Source organism: Gardnerella sp. KA00288 (genome assembly GCF_049244085.1).
Lineage (GTDB): Bacteria > Actinomycetota > Actinomycetes > Actinomycetales > Bifidobacteriaceae > Bifidobacterium > Bifidobacterium greenwoodii.
The window spans coordinates 336,045-356,918 of the sequence record NZ_CP058373.1 but is presented as its reverse complement, the minus strand read 5'-3'; the positions used below and the strand labels follow the sequence as shown (position 1 = coordinate 356,918).

Genomic DNA, 20,874 nt, shown 5'->3' with positions numbered 1-20,874 from the left:
TCCGCATGCTTAAAACACTCAAAGCCCAAATCCAAAGTCCAAAATCCAAGTCTAAAACATCCGCTCAAATTAGTTTGCACAACTAAAACGCATGCGCAAACTACCTATTTAACGCAATTCGTGAGAAACACGCAATGCGCTTTTAATAGTTCCACGACGCACTCCAGCAGCCAATACCATTGCGATTGCTAGTGAAAGATGACGCTTAATATTTTGTCCGCCAATTTCGTCTGCTAATTGCGCTAATTCGTCAGATTCAGTAGATCTTGTAACGCAATACGAGTGATCTCTGCTACTAAAACCGTAGCGTTGTCGCAAAGAATAAAAACTTATATTGTCAGTTGCAGTTGTAGTGGCATTGTTAGTTGACTTGGTATTTGACTTTGTAGTTGACTTAGAGTCGTCGTCTACTTGAGATTTCTCCGCGCCTAAAACGTCAATATTTACCGACTGCAACGCATTTTTCGACAAAGTCGCGCTATTAAGTGCAATAACTACTGCAGCAGCACCATCTTCTGCACAAACTGACAGAGTATGCTGAACATCAGCAATATTTAACGGATATTCCAGCGAAAGTTCACGCTGCAAAGAAGACGAACCGGCGTCACTAATAACACCAACAGGATTACCAAGCATGTGTAGAAAGTCTGCCAGTCGCAAAACATTAGCATGAATTTCATCATCATCGTCACCTGCAACAGCAAAAGTTGCAATGCAAGAAGAAGGATCGAAATTAATATCGCAAGCAAGCTTTCCAAGAGCAACAGGATTAGCAGAAGATACAAGTAGCGGTATTCCTAAATCCACAGCTTCATTACGAAACTCCGGTGGAACTAGCGCAGCATACGCTCCAGCATCTCTAGCAGCCTCAAGTTGACGACGATCAACGTGGCCGAGCGGCACAAACAGGCAACCAGGATGCACTTGACGCACATCATGAGCAATAGAAGTAACAGTTACCTCAGATGCAAACGCTGGAACAACTTCAAAACCATAGTTTTTTGCAGCAAAACCTAAAGTAACTCTTACTCTTGAATATTCATCAACCACATTCATTGCACACCCTACTTAGTATTAAACAACATTGTAATGCGCTCATTACCAATTTACCGCAACAGGGTTCGTGCGTGCAGCAGAAGTTGGAACATCGTACTTTTGCATAAGGAATTCGCCGATTGTCTTGAACAATGGGCCTGCAGTCATACCACCGTAAACGCCTTGCGGATCTTTTAGCACAACGGTTACGATGAATCGAGGATTATCCGCCGGAATAGCGCCAGACCAGTCGCTAATTGTGGAGCTAAGACGGCCATCAGGTCCAGCAACTTCTGCAGTACCACTCTTTGCAGCAACACGGTAGCCATCAACACCTGCAAAACGGTGATAATGCTCGCCTGAGTTTTCAAGAGCGTTCATCATTTGAGCTGCAACATTCTCATCAATAACTCGCGTTCCTTGAGCACGCCCAGCTTTAGTCACATGACCGTTAGAATCAATAACAGACTTAATCAAAGTTTGACGCAACTTCACGCCTTTATTAGCAATAGTTGCCATAGCGTTAGTAAGCTGCAAAGCGTTCACAGCATAACCTTGGCCGAATAGAACAGTATCTTTCTTACGACCATCCCAAGATTGCATGCTAGGAAGCAAACCGCGAGATTCACCCTGCAAATTCAATCCGGTATACTGACCGAGACCAAACTTATAAAGGTATTCGTAACGCTTATCTAATGGATACTTTTCGCCGGCCATAACCATACCAACGTTTGAAGATTCAGCAAGAATACCAGCCAAAGTCCAATGTTCAACACCATGATCAACAGCATCGTGATATGTTTGGCCATTCTTATTAATGCTGTTAGGAACAGCAAACTGATCGCTAAGCTTGTGAGCGCCGGTTTGCAACATACCAGACATTGCAAAAGCCTTACCAATAGAACCAGGTTCAAATGTTTGACTTACTGCGCGAGACACGTTTACTTTGGATTGCGTGCTACCGGCTTTAATATCGTCAGTATCTTCCAAAGCTAGAATTTCGCCAGTTCGAACATCCTGAACTACTGCAACACCCCATGCTGCACGATATTGTTTCTTTCCGTCAAGAAGAACCTTCTTAACATACCAATCAACATCGCTATCAATAGTAAGCTTAATATCACTGCCGTTTACAGCAGGCTTAGATTCTGTTACAGTTCCTGGAATCTTCTCATTTCCAACGTTATTTCCTTGGTAACGCTGGTAACCGTCTACACCGTTTAAGGTGGAGTCATGAGTTAGCTCAAGTCCAGAAACACCAACTTCACCCTTGCGATCCTTTAAATCTTTACGATTAACTTCATCCGCATTCGAAACTGCACCAATTACAGAACCAAGAATTGGGCCACTAGAATACACGCGCTCGCTGCTATTTTCTGCGTAAATGCATCCGGAAAGATTAAGATTGTCAATAGCGCGCTTAACTGCAGGAGTTACGTTACGCTTCAACAAAACGTAACGACCAACGCCAGCTAATTTTCCTCCAAGCTCTACAGAACTCATATGAAGAATCGGAGCGAGCAAACGAGCAACCGCCACAGCGCCCGTACCCTCTACCGGCTTACCATTTAGCATATGGCAATTATCTTCAGTCTGCTTAGTGCATGGCGTAGGCTTAAAAGCCTGAGCGTTAAGAGGGTCTCCAATAATATTGAATCGCTCAACGCTTTGTGCAAGAACAGCACCATTTGCATCCAAAATTTTGCCACGACGAGCAAGAATTGGGCGCACTCTGCTGCGTTCTGCTTGAGCTGCCTGTGCAGTAGAGCGTGCGTTAATTAGCTGAATATAGCTAAGCTTTGCAATGGCACAAATGCCTATGAAAGCGAAAACTATAGCAATAACAGCGCATTTACGAACAAAGTTTTGTTCTTTGGCGAAACGTTGTTTAAAAATGTGGCGCATCAATGTTTCTCCTGTTTTGTTTGTTGTGACTGTTGTTTTTGTTGCTGTTCTTTAGTTTTGTTTTTAGGTTTATTTTTAGTTTTGTTTTTAGCTTTATCCTGCGTATTATTTTGCGAATTATTATTTTTTGGAACTTCTTTTTTGTTCTTTTGATTATGCTTTCGTTTAGCCGCATAATCACTTAAATCAATCGCAATAGAACCTTGCTGCGGAATCATCCCCATGCGTTGCGCTTTCGAAGGAAGCTCAGCATCCAAAGTATCGAGCTTTGCTTGCTTAGCCTCAACATCTTGACGCAAGCGTGAAATACGAGATTGCGTAGCAGTCTGCTCAAAAGAAAGCTCAGCCATTTGCGTACGAAGCATAAGCGAAGTAGACAAAGTCACAACCATGAAAATCACAATAATCATGAAATTTATGATTGGAACTTTGCGCGTATTACTCCAGTTCATAACTTTCTGCAAACGATTAAGAACCACGGAAGTTTGACGCTTAGCAGCACCAAATACTGCTGTGGAGGAATTTCGCGAATAATCTTTACGAGTTGACGAATCCTTAACACGACCTGCAGGAGCGGAAGTAGAAGAAGCCGAACGCAATACGCGATTTTTAGTATTCAATACCATTTTTATCGGCCTCCTTTACGAGGCTCTAAGCCATAAGCTTCATCTTTAAGCCTATTAAGCCAACGATTAGTAATAGGACGGCACAATTCAACAGCGCGCAAACGAACTGAAGAAGAGCGAGTATTATGCTCAATCTCCTCTTTAGATGCTTTCATTGCGCCTCTTGTAAGAGACTTAAAGAAAGGCTGAGCATCTTCAGGAATAACAGGCATATTCGCTGGAACGTCAACTGTTAAGCCCTTATTCATAAAGCGCTTAACAGTTGTGTCTTCCAAAGAATGGTAAGACTCAACTACAAGACGACCACGTTCACGAAGACGCAAAGCAATCTTTGGAAGCGTACGCTGAAGCTTATCTAACTCACCATTTACTTCAATACGCAAAGCTTGGAACACGCGCTTAGCTGGATTTCCGGCAGCACGGTGAGCCTTAGGAATCACGTCGTCAACTAAACGAACAAACTGTAGGGAAGTTAAAAGAGGCTGGTCTTCGCGAGTTTCAACAATTCGACGCGCAATAAGAGACGCAAAACGCTCTTCTCCATACTCACGGAAAATTTTAGTTAATTCGCGAGCATCATATGTTGCTAAAATCGTTGCCGCAGTAGTAGATTGCGTAGTATCCATACGCATATCAAGAGCGGTGTCGTGAGAGTAGGAGAAGCCGCGATCTGCTTCGTCAATTTGCAGGCTAGAAAGACCCAAATCCATAAAAGCTGCGTCAATTGAATCAATATTATGCGCGTTTAAGACTGAGTCAATTTCGTCAAAAGCTGCGTGAGCCGGAATAAAACGATTTTCCAAACCTTCGTTACGCATGCGTTCTGTAGCTAAAGACAGCGCCTCAGAATCTCGATCAATTCCAATAAGAGTTGCAAAAGGAGCTGCTTTAAGAAATGCTGTAGCATGGCCGGCAAGACCTAGTGTGCAATCCACTACAACCGCGTCTTTATGCTGCAAAGCAGGAGTTACTAAATCGACGCAATCTTGCAATAAAACCGGGGCGTGTATGGTTGTAATATCTTGCATTACATCACCGCCGGAAGTACATCGTCAGCAATATCGGAATAACCTTGCTCACGATCAGCAAGATAAGCTTCCCAAGCCGACTTATTCCAAATTTCAGCACGCGTACCAACACCAATAACAACGATTTCGTTACCTAAACTGGCGTAATCCCTAAGCATTGTCGGCACAACAATACGACCTTGCTTATCTGGCTCTTCGTCAACAGCGCCAGAAAGAAAGACGCGCAAATAATCACGAGCAGACTTATTGCTCATAGAAGTGCGCTGAATTTGCGTGGTCATGCGCTGAAACTCAGTCATTGGAAGCACGTAAACGCAACGCTCTTGGCCACGAGCCATAACAAAACCGCTTCCAAGTTGAGCGCGGAATTTTGCAGGAAGAGCCACGCGACCCTTATCGTCGATTTTCGGAGTGTAAGTTCCAAGCAAAATAGGAGCTAATGGCGAAACAGCAGGATTTTGCACATACTGAACAGGCTGCTGCATTGGCTGAACTGGCTGCTGAACTGGCTGCTGAACATTAGAGAACGGTGCAATTGGCATAGCTGCAGCTTGAGTAGCTGAATTATAAGCACCGGATGGAGTGGAGGTGAATGTCGGCGCTTGAATTGCTTGCTGAACAGCTGGCATAGAAGTTGAAGACACTCCGTAAGAGCCCTGAGCTTGCTGCGAATACTGAGGTTGAACAGGCTGAACATATGACGTCGGAATCTGCGTGGGTTCAGCTTGCAGTGGCATCTGCGTTTGCTGAGACATATCAGATTCAGTGGAGAAACCAGCCTGATTTACGGAATGCACAGAGGCAGAATTGGCTTTATTCCGCGGTTGCTTATTAGCAGCACGACGTGCCATACTCCACCTCCTAAATCAACGCACACTATGCCATTTGCACGTTAGTCACCATTTTACCCCATTCCTCCCCAAAAATCCCCACTTTTTTGCAAAATTTTTGATTTTTTTTCAAAAAAGCACCACCAGAAATAAAAATGAGACACTCGCGCAGCGCGACGTCTGCAGCAGTGTCCCAAAACAAGCAAAATGAGACACTCGCGCAGAACGCAAACTGCAGCAGTGTCCCAAAACAAGCAAAATAAGACCCTCGCGCAGAACGTTTACTGCACGAGGGTCTCTTAAGTGCTAAAAAGCACCAAAAAGCGCAAGAGCGATTATAGCTACAAGCGCGGCAAATACTTCTCCAGCTCGAAAGGCGTAACCTGTCGGCGGTACTCTTCCCATTCCTGATGCTTATTACGCAAGAAATACTCAAAAGCATGCTCGCCTAATACGCTTGCCACAAAGTCCGAGCGCTCCATAATCTTCAAAGCCTCGTCCAAGGATTCTGGCAATGGCTGAATTCCCATTGCCTGACGCTCAGCATCAGTAAGCTCCCACACGTCATCACTTGTTGGATCGCACAAAGTCATTTGCTTTTCAATGCCATCCAAGCCTGCAGCCAAAAGCACAGAGTAAGCAAGATATGGGTTCGCCACAGGATCCAAAGCGCGAAATTCCATTCGGCAAGAATTACCCTTACCAGGCTTGTACTGCGGCACACGAAGAAGCGCGGAACGGTTGCTATGACCCCAGCACACGTAGCTAGGAGCTTCCGCCCCACCCCACAAGCGCTTATAAGAGTTCACATACTGATCGGTTACAGCGCAAATTTCCGAAGCGTGGTGCAAAATACCTGCCGCAAACTGACGCGCAATAAGAGACATATTAAACTCTTGACCAGCCTCATAGAAAGCGTTCGTATCTCCCTCGAACAAACTCAAATGAGTATGCATGCCAGATCCCGGCTGATCGGTTAGCGGCTTTGGCATAAAGCTTGCGTATATTCCGCGCTCAAGCGAAATCTCCTTGACTACAGTGCGGAAAGTCATAATATTATCCGCGGTAGTAAGCGCATCAGCGTAACGCAAGTCGATTTCGTTTTGACCAGGTCCACCTTCGTGATGTGAGTACTCTACAGAAATGCCCATCTGCTCCAGCATGCTTACAGCATTGCGGCGGAAATCCATTGCCGAACTTCTAGGAACGTGATCAAAGTATCCGCCTTCGTCAATCGGCACAGGAGCTTTGGACCAATCATCTTGAGCTTCGAACAAATAAAACTCAATTTCCGGATGCACGTAGAAAGTAAAGCCCTTTTCCTTAGCTTTTGCGAGCGCAGTTTTAAGCACGTGACGAGGGTCTCCAAGCGAAGGCTCGCCGTCGGGAGTTAAAACATCGCAGAACATGCGAGCTGTTCCTTCCGGGCCTCCGTGCCATGGAAGAATTTGGAAGGTTGATGGATCCGGCTTCACAATCATGTCGTCTTCCAAAACGCGCGTCATGCCTTCTATTGCCGAGCCGTCAAATCCAATGCCTTCTTCAAACGCTGCCTCTAATTCTGCAGGGGCAATAGCAACGGATTTAAGCGTGCCAAGCACATCCGTAAACCAGAGTCGAATAAAACGCACGTCTCGCTCTTCAACAGTACGTAGAGCAAACTCTTGTTGTCTATCCATAAATCAGCCCCTTGGGTAGCATTTTACCGCGCTAATGTTGAGCTTAAGCCAATTTGCGCAGTAATATTTATAAGCTCTATAAAATCTATAAGCTCGTTATGTATATTGTAGTGTATTCTTGCAAAATATTCTGCACAAATCTAAGCTATACGCAATGAATTTACGTAATCGTAATGAATTGCGAATCATATGCTCATATTTATTATCTAGTTTATTTTGCCGTATTTTTGGAATATTTTGTATGCTTCTAAGTCACTTAAGTCGTCACTGTTGAACATTTCTAATCCACGTTTTTCAAGACTATCGGCGTTTTCCATGCAAATAGCAAGATCTTCAACATCTCTTGACCAAACAGCTAGTGCCATTGGTGCAACGATTTCTTGAGGTTCTTTTACAGCCTGGTAGATTTTTGCAGTTATTTTATCCGCACGATTTGTAATAAGCATTACGTCCATGCCGAAGAAGAATTCTACAAATTTTTTCACGTCGTCTTCTGGGCCGTTTCCTTCAAGATTTTTCAGTACTGCAACAGAACCCTGTTCTTCCGAAAAGCATCGGGCGCTAACATTTGCCATTTTGCAGAAGGCCGCAAGTAATTTCGCCGGCTCAACGTATGCGATTATCATTGCAACTTTTGCTTTGTTGCCAAGCAAACCTTGTAAATCTTCTTCAAAATTTGCTTCTTCGATTCCGCGCATTGCTTCTTCAATAGAATCATTTTCTTGATTTTTGCTATTGGAATCGTCTAATAAATCTTCGTTATTTGAGTTGCTTAGATTTTCGTTTTCTTGGAATTCTTTTTCAAAGCCTGCAAGCGCGTTATCTAATTCAGCATCTGTAAAAGAAGCGCGTACTGAATTGTCATCGTTAGCTTCGTTATTTTTACAATCGTTATTTTTACGATCGTTATTATTTTTGCTCTCGTCGCCATTATTTAACATTTTTATTACTTTCTCCCCTTTAAATATAAATTATTTCAATACAGCTTCTTAAAATCATATTTTACCAAATTAATACTGCATATTTTTTACGCGCTCGGCAAGCAGTTGGATCCAAATACGATTTTCATTTCCGCAAACAGCGAAGTGTCACGCTTAACGCGGAAACGGTCGCCAAAAGTAAGAACTTGCGCACGCCCAGAATCATCAAGCAAAGCCAAACGCACTTGGCAGCACCCAGGGTGACGGCTTAAAATATTGCTCAATTCTTCCACATGACCTTTATCTAAAGCTTTGCGCGGAACCACAATAGTTATTGGTCTTTCGTCCACTGATTCCAACGTTGGCACTTCAAATTCGGTTGCGCGCATAGACACAGTTTCATCACGCACTTCAACTTGTCCGCGAATACGCACAACCTGGTCAATTGCAAGCTCTTGAGCCGAAGCTTCGTAAACTTTGCCAAAGAACATGCATTGTATTGAGCTTTCCATGTCTTCAACTGTGACTATTGCCCAAGCGTTACCTTTTCGAGACACTCGCCTATCTACGCTTGTAACAAGACCCGCGATTGTTACTTGTTGGCCGTCGCTCATAGTTCTTGCGCGGTCAATCAGTTGAGCAATTGACATTTCTCGTAAATCTGCCAAAACTGCAGACAATCCGCTTAGTGGATGATCAGAAACGTACAATCCTAACATTTCTCGCTCAAAATTAAGCTTCGTTTTTTTATCCCACTCTTCAACATCCGGCACAGTGATTTGCATATCTCCCAAACCAGTATCGTCCGATGAGTCAGAAGACGAGTCAATGTCGGCAAATAAATCAAACTGACCTTCTGCCTGCTTGCGTTTAAGCGCAATCACAGAATCGATTGCAGGGTCGCAAATTTGCAGCAACGCACGACGGTTTGGATCAATCGAATCAAAAGCACCAGCTTTAATAAGAGATTCCACTAGGCGACGATTAAGTGCGCTAATTGGCACGCGCTTTACAAAGTCCATAAAGTTTACGAAACGTCCGCGTCCAGCTTCACGCTCAGAAATAATATCGTTTACAGCCTTGTCTCCAACGTTACGAATAGCGCCCAAACCAAAGCGTACAACATCTCCAACTGCAGAATATTCAAGAACGGACTCGTTAACATCCGGCTGCAAAACTTGAATACCCATGCGGCGCGCTTCGCCCAAATACAGTGCAGTTTTGTCTTTATTCGTGCGCTCGTTTTGTAGCAAAGCTGCCATAAATTCAACAGGATAATGCGTTTTTAAGTATGCCGTCCAGTAAGAAATTAATCCGTAAGCTGCAGAGTGAGCTTTGTTAAACGCGTAGCCGGAGAACGGAACCAAAACATCCCACACAGCTTGTGCAGCTTCTTCAGAATATCCGTGCGCTTTCATACCTTCAAAGAATGGAACTTGCTCTTTTGCCAGCACTTCCGGCTTCTTCTTGCCCATTGCTCGACGCAAAACGTCTGCCTTACCAAGACTGTAGCCCGCTAAAATACGCGCAGCAGACTGCACCTGCTCCTGGTAAACAATAAGACCGTAAGTTTCGTCCAAAACTTCTTTAAGAGGCTTTTCAACTTCCGGATGGATTGGAATAATATCTTGCAAACCGTTCTTGCGCTTAGCGTAATTCGTATGCGAATCCATATCCATAGGACCTGGACGATAAAGTGCAATCAAAGCCGAAATATCGTTGAAATTATCCGGCTTTAGGGTGCGAAGAAGAGCGCGCATACCGTCGGAATCAAGCTGGAAAACGCCTAAAGTATCTCCCCTAGAAAGCAGCTGATAAGTAGCTTTATCGTCCAAAGGAATTTTCGTATAGTCGATCGGATCCTTTCCATTATTTTTAATATTTCGCAAAGTATCGCGAATAACTGTCAAGTTGGAAAGCCCCAGAAAGTCCATTTTTACAAGACCGAGTGTTTCGCAAGTATGATACTCAAATGTTGTTGTAATCGTGCCGTCAGTGCGCTCAAGAAGCGGCGAGGTGTTTGTGATTGGCTCCGAGCCCATGATTGTTGCACAAGCATGCACACCAGTTTGACGAATCAAACCTTCAATGCCCTTAGCTTCTTCCGTAATACGATGCGTATCTGGATCCGTATCGTACATTTCGCGAAACTCGCGCGCTTCAGCGTAACGCTTGCTTTTTTCGTCGAAAATATCGTGCAAGCTCATATCTTTGCCGTTTTTTGCAGGCGGAAGAACTTTCGTAATTTTTTCACCTACTGAAAACTCGTATCCCATAATACGTGCGGAATCTTTAAGAGCCTGCTTAGTTTTAATCGTTCCGTAAATAACGCACTGAGCGACCTTATCTCTACCGTATTTTTCGCCAACGTATTCAAGAACTTTTGCTCTACCATCCGGGTCAAAATCAACGTCAATATCAGGCAAGGATACGCGCTCTGGGTTTAAGAAGCGTTCAAAAATAAGGCCATGCTTCATAGGATCAAGCTCAGTAATGCCCATTGCGTACGCAACCATAGCGCCTGCAGCAGAACCACGACCAGGTCCAACCATTACACCATGCGCTTTAGCCCAGTTAATATAGTCTGCAACAACCAAAAAGTAGCCGCAGAACTGCATTTGGCAAATCACACCACACTCGTAGTCAGCCTGCTTTAACACTTCCATTGGAATGTTGTTGTTGTAACGACGCTCCAAACCTTCCTCAACTTTTTTAAGGAATAGCGAAGTCTCATCCCAACCTTCCGGGCAGTCAAATTGCGGCATAAAAGCGCCATCTTCGCCGTCGTCGAACATAACATTGCAGCGTCGAGCAATCTCAAGCGTATTGTCACAAGCCTCTGGAAACTCTTTAAAAAGCTCGCGCATTTGCTCAGCAGACTTCAAATAGTATCCTGAACCGTCAAACTTAAAACGGTCAGGATCGTCAAGCCTAGAGCCTGAATTAATACAAAGCATAGCATCTTGAGCTTCGCGATCCTCCTCGTGAACGTAATGCAAATCGTTCGTAGCAAGCAGCGGAGCGTTAAGCTTTTTTGCAATCTCAAGCAAGTCTTTAGTTACGCGCGTTTCGATTGAAAGCCCGTGATTCATAAGTTCAATAAAGAAATTGTCGCGACCAAAAATATCCTGAAACTCTCCGGCTGCACGCAAAGCCTCATTGAACTGGCCTAATCGAAGACGCGTTTGAATAATTCCAGAAGGACATCCTGAAGACGCAATTACGCCTTTTGAGTAGGTTGAAAGCACATCTTTATCCATACGTGGGTAACGCATTACACGGCCTTCAAGATTTGCAACAGACGAAGCTTTAAGAAGATTTGTTAAGCCTTCATCGTTTTGCGCCCACAAAGTCATGTGTGTAATTAAGCCGCCGCCCGAAACATCGTCTGCACGCTGATCTTCCGTGCCCCAATGCACGCGACTTTTATCTTGTCTTGCGGTTTCAGGAGTAACATACGCTTCAATACCAATAATCGGCTTAATTCCGGCTTTTACAGCAGTGCTCCACATTTCGTACGCGCCGTGCATGTTTCCGTGATCTGTAATAGCCACAGCCGGCATGCCCAACTCTTTAGCACGATTAACTAAATCAGGGATTTTCGACGCACCATCAAGAAGCGAATAGTGCGTGTGATTGTGCAAATGTACGAAGTTGGTTTCCGGCTGAGTCATAAATGATATTCTATAAGCGAAAGCTGACCGAAAAATGCAAAAACGCTACTTTGATAATTCTCGCATAGCTTCTAAAGCGTGTTGCAAATCAGAAGGATAATTCGACTCTACTCTAATAATTTTGCCCGTTCTAGGATGCGTAAAAATAAGCTCCATAGAGTGAAGCCACTGCCTTGTTAAACCAAGCTTTTTAGCCAAAACTGGGTTCGCTCCATACATTGAATCCCCTACCAAAGGATGACCAATAGACGTAAAATGCACGCGGATTTGATGAGTGCGCCCAGTTTCCAAGTTAACACTTGCTAAAGTTGCTTGACCGAAGCGTTCAAGAACATCCCAATGCGTAACAGCAGGTTTTCCATCTGGCGTGATTGTGAAACGAAAATCCGAAACTTTTGCGCGACCAATAGGAGCTTCAATTGTTGCTTTATTTTGCGTTAAGTCGCCTTGTACTAGCGCATGATAAGTTTTTTTAACAGTGTGATTAGCAAACTGCTTTTTCATTTCTTCATACGCTAAATCTGTTCTGCAAACAAGCATTAGGCCGCTTGTGCCAGCATCAAGACGACTTACAATACCACGGCGATTTTCATCTCCAGCAGTATGCGAAATACTAATTCCGCGCTTTTCTAAAGCCTCTCCCACTGTTGGACCACACCAGCCTTGAGCTTTGTGAGCAGCCATTCCAACAGGCTTATCTACAACCACAATATCTTCGTCTTTATAAGCGATTTTCATGCTTTGTTCGATTGCCTGATTTTGTAGCTGTAGCTCTATTTGATTATTTTGCTGGCTTTCGTCTTGAAGCGCATCATTTTTGCAACTATTTTCAGCAAAATCTTCGCCAACTAAATCATCGAATATTATTTCATCGCCACAATCGATCAGCGAAGATTTATTTGCTTTACGATTAGCAATACGCACAGAGCCTTTTGAAATAAAATCGCTTGCTTTTGAACGCGAAATACTGCGTAATTTTGAAACTGCAACGTCAAAACGGCAACCAACTAAATCTTCAGGAACCAGCATACTGCTTTGCATAATTAATTGTTGCTTTCGTCAGTATTTTCGTCAGCGCCTTCGGAAGTATTTTCGGAAGTATTTTCATCAGTGCTTTCGTCAGTGCTTTCGTCAGTACTTTCTTCAGCGCTTTCGTCATCACTTTCGCCAGGCTTAAACGGCGTTTCAAACAAAATCAAACCAACAAACCAAATGCCAGCAATAGCAAGAATAATATCCGCAACGTTACCAACTGACCAACCGTAGTTAATAAAGTCAACAACTTTGCCGTCCAAAAAATGCTCGGCATAAATTGCGCGATCAATCAAATTGCCAAAAGCGCCGGAAAATGCTAAAGACAGCACAATCGTCCACTGCAAAGATTTTGTGCGACGAACTGCAGCAAGCATAGCTACACAAGCCAAAATCGCCACTATGCTAATAAAACTAGTTAATCCAGAGCCTAGACCAAACGAAGCACCGCCATTTCGCACAAGCGAAAGCATTAAGGAATTAGGAATACAAACAATCTGCTTTCCGTACTGTAAAGCGCTAAGAGCCCACAGTTTGCTAAGACGATCCACAACAAGCCCAACAATAACAACAAGTGCAAAAACGGCTGCGCGAGTACGCAGCCGTTTCACACGCACATCTCTATGCGTCAATTTTTATCCGATCTGTAAATAAAAACAGCATCTGCTTAAAACGCACAAACATTTAAAAGTTACGCGCTTTAAGAAGAAAACTACTCTTGCGTATCCTCATTGGAAGCTTGCTTCTGACCAAGAGCAGCATACGCGTTTTCGTCAGAAACCTGAGCAACCAACTGACCAAGGAAGTCAGTCAAGCGAGTGCGATACTCAGTCTCAAACTGCTTGAGGCTCTGAATATTGCCTTCAATAACCTGAGTCTGCTTCTCAAGATTCTCGCGCACCTGACGAGCATAAGCGTCGGCAGCGGTGCGTGTTGTAGAATCATAGTCTGCAGCGCGGTGCTGTACTTCGGACTCGTACTGATCAGCCTGATCGTGAGTCTGCTTAGCATAATCGTCAGCAGCCTGACGAACCTTACCAGAGTAAGCATCAGCCTCATTGTGAGCACGTGCAGAATAATCATCAGCATCGCCACGAGTCTGCTTATTGTACTCATCTGCCTCAGAACGAGTACGCTCAGAATACTCATCAGCCTTAGCAACTGTTTCGTTATAACGAGCCTGGCTCTCCTCAACAATCTGCTGAGCCTTAGCCTTGCCCTTATCAACGTACTGATCGTGCAATTGCATTGCAAGAGTCAACATAGCAGTTGCGCGCTCTGGCTCAGAACCCTGGGCATCAGCACCAGCGCCAGCAATCTTCTGCAAGCTACCAGTTTCAGTATTTGGCTCCATCTTAGAAACTTGTTGACGAAGCTGCTCTTCACGCTGACGAGATTCTTCAAGCTGCTTAGAAAGCTCCTGAACCTTAGCGTTTTCCTGCTGGGTAACAACAAGCTGCTGACGAACAGTTTCAAGCTCACGACCCAAGTTTTCGCTATTTGCACGGAAGTCATCGCGCTCGCGAGTAACAGTTTCAAGTTCCTTCTGAACCTGATCCGCGTTATCCGCCTTAGCGGTTTGAGCAGTAAGCTGATCAACCTGAGCACCCAAGCCATCCAGCTGCTCCTTAAGCTGCTGGTTTTGAGCGGTAAGAGCACGGTTGCTTTCTTCAGCTTCACGCAACTTAGTTTCAGTCGCCTCAAGCTTTTCAGCAGATTCATTAGATCCGCCCTGCTGCTTAGCAGCGTTACGCAACGTTTCATTTTCTTGAGTTAAGGACTCAACTTTAGAAGTCAACTCAGCAATCTTGGTATTCAAGCCCGCAACATCGCGGCCGAGGGATTGTGTGGAAGCACCAAGTCCCTGCACTGCCTGCTGACCAAGCGCTTCTATTGTTTCTGTAACTTGATCGAGAAATTCGTCAACCTCGTCAACGTCATATCCTCCCTTGAAACGTACAATCTGGAAGGTATGCTCTCGAATGTCCTTAGGCGTCAACAGAGTCATATGCTTTACACCTCGCTTTTGGGACGCATCTCATTGATATATATCTATTCGATGCTATCACGTACGCAGAAAATTAGGGCAAATAATGCGAAAATTTATGCGCAAAACGCCGATTTTATAAAAAATTACGTATAAACCGCACGCAAATTTATAGTTTGTTTTAAATATTAGCTGTACGTCATTCAGTCGTGTGGATATTCGTGTGGTGAGATTTGAGATTTTTCGCACTGAGCGAGGCGAACGTCAGAGCCGAAGGCTGCTGATTCGTCGAGCGAAGAAGAAAAATCGAAAAATCTCTGCGATTAGCACGGTTATTAACGAATTAGCACGCAGAGTTTGGTGGATTTCTTTACGAGCACTAAAAGAGGACTGGGCGCATTGACTTGCCGTAGCGCTTAAAGCGTAGCGCGCGTAGGCACTTCAATGCGGAAACTCGCTTAAGTTGGAAGTCCAGTGGACTTCCAACGCGAGTTTCGCAAGCGAGCGTAATAAAACGCGAGCTTATTGTTAAAACGTTTAAGAATAAAGCGCCCGAAGGAACGCTTCCGCGCAAAGCGCGTTCGCTACTGAGCTTGCGTGGAAAGTCCACTGGACTTTCCACCTGAGCAAGCTCACGCTCCGAATTGCTTTCGCGCGCACAATGCTGCGCGAAAGCAGGTCGTTGCGCATGCGAGGAGAGAAATCCACCAAAACTCGCGCCACAGCAATCAATATGTAAAATAACCTATAGTTCAGTTTGGCGAGATATAATTGCAGAGATTATACAAAGATACAAAATATTAGGAAAGGTCAATAATGACTGTTCTTGTTACAGGCGGATGCGGTTACATTGGAGCACACGTAGTTCACGCCTTACATAAAATAAATCAGAATGTTGTTGTAGTAGACGATTTAAGCTACGGAAACCCTACTAGAATCGAAGGCGCTCGACTCTATGGCATGGATATTGCATCTCCAGATGCCGGGGCACGTCTTGCGCAAATTATGAAGGACGAGAATGTTGATTCCGTAATTCATTTTGCTGCCAGAAAGCAGGTTGGCGAGTCCGTTGAAAAGCCTCTTTGGTATTATCAGCAGAATATTAACGGTATGCTGAATGTTCTTGAGGGCATGAAAGATAGCGGGGTAAAGAAGCTAGTATTCTCGTCTTCCGCAGCAACTTACGGCGTTCCACCTGTTGATGTTGTGCCAGAAGACGTTGTTCCTATGATTCCAATCAACCCTTACGGACAAACTAAGCTTTTTGGCGAGTGGATGGCGCGCGCTTGCGAGCACACTTACGGCATTCGCTTCTGCGCACTGCGTTATTTCAATGTTGCAGGCTGCGGTCCGGTGGAATTAGAAGATCCTGCAATTTTGAACCTGATTCCTATGCTTTTTGAACGTTTGCAGCGCGGTAAAGCTCCTGCTATTTTTGGCGACGACTACCCTACTGCCGATGGCACTTGCATTCGTGACTACATTCACGTTTCGGATTTGGCAGACGCTCATCTTGAAGCGCTTAAGTATTTGGATCGTGACGAACGCAAGTACGATGCGTTTAACGTTGGAACCGGTAAGGGCACTTCCGTGCGCGAGATTGTTGAAGAAGTACGAAAAGTTACAGGCCTTCCATTTAAGGAAACTGTGATGGATCGCCGAGCAGGAGACCCTCCTCAGCTTATTGGCAGCCCGAAGCGCATTAATGAGGAAATGGGCTGGCATGCTCGCTACGATGTAAAAGATATTGTGGAATCTGCTTGGGCAGCTTGGCAAGCAAATCCTGAACATCATATTGACGTTGAATCGTGGAAGCAGATTGACTAGTAGACTGACTAGATAAAGCAAAACGCGCGACAAAATTGCCGCGCGTTTTTTGTTTGTGGCTCCGAGCGGGATCGATCCGCTGACCTAGCGATTTTCAGTCGCTCGCTCTACCAACTGAGCTACAGAGCCATGATGAATAAAAAACCCGGCGAACCGGGCCTTTACTAATCGCGACCCCGGCCGGACTTGAACCGGTGACCTCCGCCGTGACAGGGCGGCGCTCTAACCAACTGAGCTACGGGGCCGTGGCTTATTCTCTCGAACAGCCAAGTCACTATCTTACAGAATCCTCACCAAAAAGCAAGTGCTCAGCTCTTTCGGCGTGTTGCCCACAAATAAAACGCTACTCAAGCTCAATCGCGCCAGTGCAAAGCTGATAATACTCCCCGCGCTTAGCTAACAACTCCTCGTGAGAACCACGCTCAATAATTTGGCCGTGATTCAAAACCATAATCACATCCGCATTGCGAACCGTAGAAAGCCTGTGCGCAATTACAAACACAGTGCGCCCTTCCATAAGCGAATCCATGCCGTGCTGCACTAAAGCCTCAGTATGAGTATCGATTGAAGAAGTTGCCTCATCCAAAATAAGCACCGGCGGATTTGCAACAGCCGCGCGAGCAATCGCAATAAGCTGCTTTTGACCTTGCGAAAGATCTTCTCCTCCGCCAGTAAGCTTTGTATTATAACCATCTTTAAGTTTAGAAATAAAAGCATCAGCATGAGCTAATTTTGCGGCATTAACACAATCTTCATCGCTAGCCTCTAGGTTTCCGTAGCGAATATTATCCATTATTGTGCCTGTAAATAAGTTCACGTCCTGAAGAACTGTGCCAATAGCGTAACGCAAATCCGTTTTTAGAATATCTCGCACGTCAATTCCGTCGTACAAAATCTGACCGTCGTCAATATCGTAAAAACGCGTAAGCAAATTAGCAATAGTAGTTTTGCCAGCACCCGTAGCACCAACTAAAGCAACTTTTTGCCCCGGCTTTGCAAACCAAGTAATATCATGCAAAACAGGTTTTTTGGAATCGTAGCCAAACACAACATCTGTAAAGCGCACGTCTCCTCGAAGCAAAGTGTATCTGCCATCTTCAGAGGTTAGAGCGTCTCGTTTTGCATGGCAAACCACCTCTTGAGCCATTTGACTTAATTCCTGCGCGCGCTTAGTTGCTTTAGTGCCGTTATCTTTAGCATCACGCTTCCAAGCCCAATAAATATTCGCGCCTTCTTCTTTTTCGTCAACTTCTTGCAAAACTTTAAATGTTGATTCGCTAGAAAGATGCTCAGAAGATTGACCAATCCTTACTTTTACAAGGCGAACAGTGCCAGAATCTGGTTCAGGATCTTCGTCAAGAAACTCAAAAATGCGTGACGCTCCAGCCAAAGCCATCATAAGCGAATTAATTTGCATTGTGATTTCGCCAATAGGGTTAATAAACGCGCGCGAAAGAGTAAGAAGCGATATTAGCGTTCCAAGCGTAAGAGGACCAGAGGAGGCAAGACCAAAAGTTGGAATTCCTGCAGAAACTGCCCACGCACCTAGCAAAGCAATAAGCACATAAAGAAGGTAGCTTGCGTTACTAATTACCGGCATTACATTATTTGCGTAAGAATTAGCATTTGCCGAAAGTTTTTGCACTTTTTCAGCGTAAATATCTAATTTTTTTGTTGTAGCATCTTCGTGATTGAAAATTTTAATGACTTTTTTGCCGGTAGCTGATTCTTCAACAAATTTATTCAACTCGCCCAAAGCGGTTTGGAATTGTTCAAAAAGTTTTCCGGAGCGCTTAAGCATAAATCTGACTAAATAAAGCAGCAAAGCCGTAAACGCTACCACAAAAGCGGCAATAGGAAGCGAAAGCCACATAATAGACACAAAGGCTGCTGTAAGAGATATAAGTGCAGAAAAAGAGTCCGGAAAAGCCCAAGAAATCGCTTCACGAAGAACTTCAGTATCGTTCGTATAGCGGCTCATAACATCGCCGTAGCCTTGAGAATCAAGATATTTAAGCGAAAGCTTTTGCTGATGTTTAAACATTGTGTTACGCAAATCGCGCATAACACTTTCCGCAATTTGCGCAACCAACCTGCTCCAAAGCCAGCAGCTGAACACACCAACTGCATACACGCTCGCCATAATAATTATCATGCGCAAAAGCGGCGTCCAATCCGGATTATGCTTGCCAATAAGCGGAAGAATATACACATCCACAAGAGATTGCAGGAACATTGCGCAAGCCGCTTGAACAATAGAACTCACAATAATCGCGACTAAAATTACGAAAATTTTTGCACGATAAACCATTACGCAAGAAGCAAGACGTTTTAGAGCTGGCCAATTTATTGCGCGAGTGTTTTTATTTGTAGTCATTATTCAACACCTTCTTTCGCAATATTTCCCTGACTTTGCACGCGACTTTTTGCTTGAGATGCAGCCATATTTTTATAAATCTCGCAAGACTTAATCAATTCCTCATGAGATCCTTGGGCAAGTATGCGGCCGTTTTGTAAAACAACAATAATATCTGCGTGCTCGATTGAGGAGATGCGCTGAGCCACAATAATCTGCGTGGAATCTGGCATAAAATTCTTTAAGCCTTCACGGATTTTACGATCCGTTTTCATATCTACAGCGCTCATTGAGTCGTCGAGAATTAAAATTTTAGGCTTTCTTAAAAGCGCTCGAGCAATACACAAACGCTGACGTTGACCGCCTGAAATATTCTTACCGCCCTGCTCAATATAAGTGTTGTAAGAATCTGGCAAATCGTTAATAAACTCGTCGGCGCAAGCAATTTTGCAAGCCTCGCGCAAATCTTCGTCGCTGGCATCCTTACTTCCCCAACGAAGATTTTCGGAAATTGTGCCACTAAACAGAATATTTTTTTGCAAAACAACGCCAACTTCTTCGCGCAAACTTTGTGGATTATAATCTAAAATATTCGCGCCACCAACAAAAATCGCGCCGGAAGTTGCGTCGTAAAGCCTTGCAATAAGTTGCACAAGGCTTGATTTTCCAGAACCAGTTGCGCCCACAATTCCAACAGTTGATCCGGAAGGAATACTCAAGTTTATATCCTGTAAAATTTCCCGTTCCGCAGGAGCGTTTTCATATGGATTCTCTGAATTATTTTGATTATTTGAATTATCTGGATTATTTGAATTATCTGAATTCGAATACTTCAACGAAACATGCTCAAAACGCACAGAAGCGTCGGAAAGCTCGGTAAGTGGCTTAGAAGAAACAGTCTCAGTGTTTTTAGATTGCAGAACAGCAGCAATTCGATGCATAGAAGCGCGCGCCGTTACAGTCATAACAAAAACTGCAACCAAATTCGCAAGCGCAAATAAAATTTGCAGCGCAAACACTACTAATGCCGCAAGATTTCCTGTAGTTAAGCCAAAAGCAGGATTATTTCCAGAAGCCACAATTTCGCGCGAAGCCATCCACGCAACAAGCAACATTCCTGTATAAAAACACAAATTAAACAACGGAATACTGTAATTAAGCACATACTCCGCCTTAAGAAAATGCTCGTAAAGTTTAAGAGAAATCCGCATAAAACGGCTATTTTCATAATCTTCACGCACATAAGACTTCACAACGCGAATATTGTGTAAATTCTCACCAACCTGATTGTTCAGCTCATCAACAATACGGTAAATTCGCATAAATTTAGGTGCAACAATTGCAGCACCAACCGCTCCAATTAAACCAACAATCGGCACAAAGCTAAGAAAAACCCAAGAAATAGCAGGACTAATTGAAAAAGTGAACCACCAGGCGACCGCAATAATAATAACGCTACGAACGCCTGAGCGAATGATTAGCTGGTAAGCAAACTGCACATTCGACACGTCACTCGTCATGCGGGTTACAATCGTGCCGGTAGAAAACTTATCTAAATCAGAAAAACTTAAAGCTTGCAGTTGCGAAAAAATATTATGTCGCAAATTCTTACCAAAACCGGCGCTAGAATGCGCGCAACAAACGCCTGAAATAGCGCCTGCAATCACAGAAAACGCAGCAAAAATAAGCAACTGAAAACCGTAATACCATGCGGCGGAATTGGAGCGCGCCACAATGCCAAAATCAATAAGACTTGACATTACAGACGGAATCATAATTTGCATTGCCGCTTCAAAAATGATTGTTACGGAAGTAAGAATTCCAAGTAGACGATACTTTTTTAAAGAATGAAAAATGGTGCGTAAGGCGTGAGAAGTACGGTTGGTGCGGTTTTTTGATTGCTTTGACGATTTTCGCGTTACTTCCTCCGCCATTGCGCCCCTTCCCTAAGTGATTATTAAGTTCAATAGTATCA

Annotated in this window: 14 protein-coding genes and 2 tRNA genes; 1 reads left to right on the top strand and 15 read right to left on the bottom strand. The window is 44.2% G+C overall.

What is annotated here, in order from left to right:
* Nucleotides 1-108 precede the first annotated feature (108 nt).
* From HXT52_RS01275 to HXT52_RS01225, 11 genes are all read right to left on the bottom strand, one after another.
* Nucleotides 109-1,056, bottom strand: coding sequence for a hypothetical protein (locus HXT52_RS01275; protein ID WP_004127604.1), 948 nt, complete (start codon nucleotides 1,054-1,056; stop codon nucleotides 109-111).
* A gap of 42 nt (nucleotides 1,057-1,098) precedes the next feature.
* A complete protein-coding gene (locus HXT52_RS01270; RefSeq protein ID WP_410314477.1) occupies nucleotides 1,099-2,940 on the bottom strand; it encodes a peptidoglycan D,D-transpeptidase FtsI family protein in 1,842 nt (613 codons plus the stop codon).
* A complete protein-coding gene (locus tag HXT52_RS01265; protein ID WP_004136828.1) occupies nucleotides 2,940-3,566 on the bottom strand; it encodes a hypothetical protein in 627 nt (208 codons plus the stop codon). The genes HXT52_RS01270 and HXT52_RS01265 overlap by 1 nt, the downstream gene beginning before the upstream one ends.
* 2 nt (nucleotides 3,567-3,568) lie before the next feature.
* The gene (gene rsmH / locus HXT52_RS01260; RefSeq protein WP_421776017.1) at nucleotides 3,569-4,594 is read right to left on the bottom strand and encodes a 16S rRNA (cytosine(1402)-N(4))-methyltransferase RsmH; all 1,026 of its coding nucleotides are present in this window, start codon (nucleotides 4,592-4,594) and stop codon (nucleotides 3,569-3,571) included.
* Nucleotides 4,594-5,445, bottom strand: a complete 852-nt coding sequence (mraZ, locus tag HXT52_RS01255) for a division/cell wall cluster transcriptional repressor MraZ (protein ID WP_421776016.1) — start codon at nucleotides 5,443-5,445, stop codon at nucleotides 4,594-4,596. The genes rsmH and mraZ overlap by 1 nt, the downstream gene beginning before the upstream one ends.
* A gap of 320 nt (nucleotides 5,446-5,765) precedes the next feature.
* Nucleotides 5,766-7,103, bottom strand: coding sequence for a type I glutamate--ammonia ligase (gene glnA / locus HXT52_RS01250; RefSeq protein ID WP_004127624.1), 1,338 nt, complete (start codon nucleotides 7,101-7,103; stop codon nucleotides 5,766-5,768).
* A 206-nt stretch (nucleotides 7,104-7,309) separates the two neighbouring features.
* Nucleotides 7,310-8,044 (bottom strand): hypothetical protein, encoded by a 735-nt coding sequence (locus HXT52_RS01245; RefSeq protein WP_421776015.1) that lies wholly within the window; start codon nucleotides 8,042-8,044, stop codon nucleotides 7,310-7,312.
* Nucleotides 8,045-8,130: 86 nt separating this feature from the next.
* A complete protein-coding gene (dnaE, locus tag HXT52_RS01240) occupies nucleotides 8,131-11,697 on the bottom strand; it encodes a DNA polymerase III subunit alpha (RefSeq protein ID WP_419388838.1) in 3,567 nt (1,188 codons plus the stop codon).
* Nucleotides 11,698-11,742: 45 nt separating this feature from the next.
* On the bottom strand, nucleotides 11,743-12,738 hold the full coding sequence (locus HXT52_RS01235) for an RluA family pseudouridine synthase (RefSeq protein ID WP_421776014.1): 996 nt from the start codon (nucleotides 12,736-12,738) through the stop codon (nucleotides 11,743-11,745).
* 2 nt (nucleotides 12,739-12,740) lie between these two features.
* Nucleotides 12,741-13,346 carry a signal peptidase II gene (locus HXT52_RS01230; RefSeq protein WP_421776169.1) on the bottom strand — a complete coding sequence of 202 codons (606 nt, stop codon included), beginning with the start codon at nucleotides 13,344-13,346 and terminating at the stop codon, nucleotides 12,741-12,743.
* Nucleotides 13,347-13,441: 95 nt separating this feature from the next.
* Complete coding sequence (locus tag HXT52_RS01225; RefSeq protein ID WP_421776013.1) at nucleotides 13,442-14,737, bottom strand: DivIVA domain-containing protein; 1,296 nt, start codon at nucleotides 14,735-14,737, stop codon at nucleotides 13,442-13,444.
* A 795-nt stretch (nucleotides 14,738-15,532) separates the two neighbouring features.
* Between HXT52_RS01225 and galE the strand changes: the two genes are divergently transcribed.
* Nucleotides 15,533-16,543, top strand: coding sequence for a UDP-glucose 4-epimerase GalE (gene galE / locus HXT52_RS01220; protein WP_421776012.1), 1,011 nt, complete (start codon nucleotides 15,533-15,535; stop codon nucleotides 16,541-16,543).
* 56 nt (nucleotides 16,544-16,599) lie between these two features.
* On the opposite strand, the gene HXT52_RS01215 is transcribed toward galE, so the two are convergent.
* The 4 genes from HXT52_RS01215 to HXT52_RS01200 all read right to left on the bottom strand — a co-directional run bounded on the left by HXT52_RS01215 (nucleotide 16,600) and on the right by HXT52_RS01200 (nucleotide 20,833).
* Nucleotides 16,600-16,672 (bottom strand) — tRNA-Phe (locus tag HXT52_RS01215).
* A gap of 42 nt (nucleotides 16,673-16,714) precedes the next feature.
* Nucleotides 16,715-16,788, bottom strand: a tRNA-Asp gene (locus tag HXT52_RS01210).
* 98 nt (nucleotides 16,789-16,886) lie between these two features.
* Nucleotides 16,887-18,920, bottom strand: a complete 2,034-nt coding sequence (locus HXT52_RS01205; protein WP_421776011.1) for an ABC transporter ATP-binding protein — start codon at nucleotides 18,918-18,920, stop codon at nucleotides 16,887-16,889.
* Nucleotides 18,920-20,833, bottom strand: coding sequence for an ABC transporter ATP-binding protein (locus HXT52_RS01200; protein ID WP_421776010.1), 1,914 nt, complete (start codon nucleotides 20,831-20,833; stop codon nucleotides 18,920-18,922). Before HXT52_RS01200 ends, HXT52_RS01205 begins: the two co-directional genes overlap by 1 nt.
* Nucleotides 20,834-20,874: the final 41 nt, after the last annotated feature.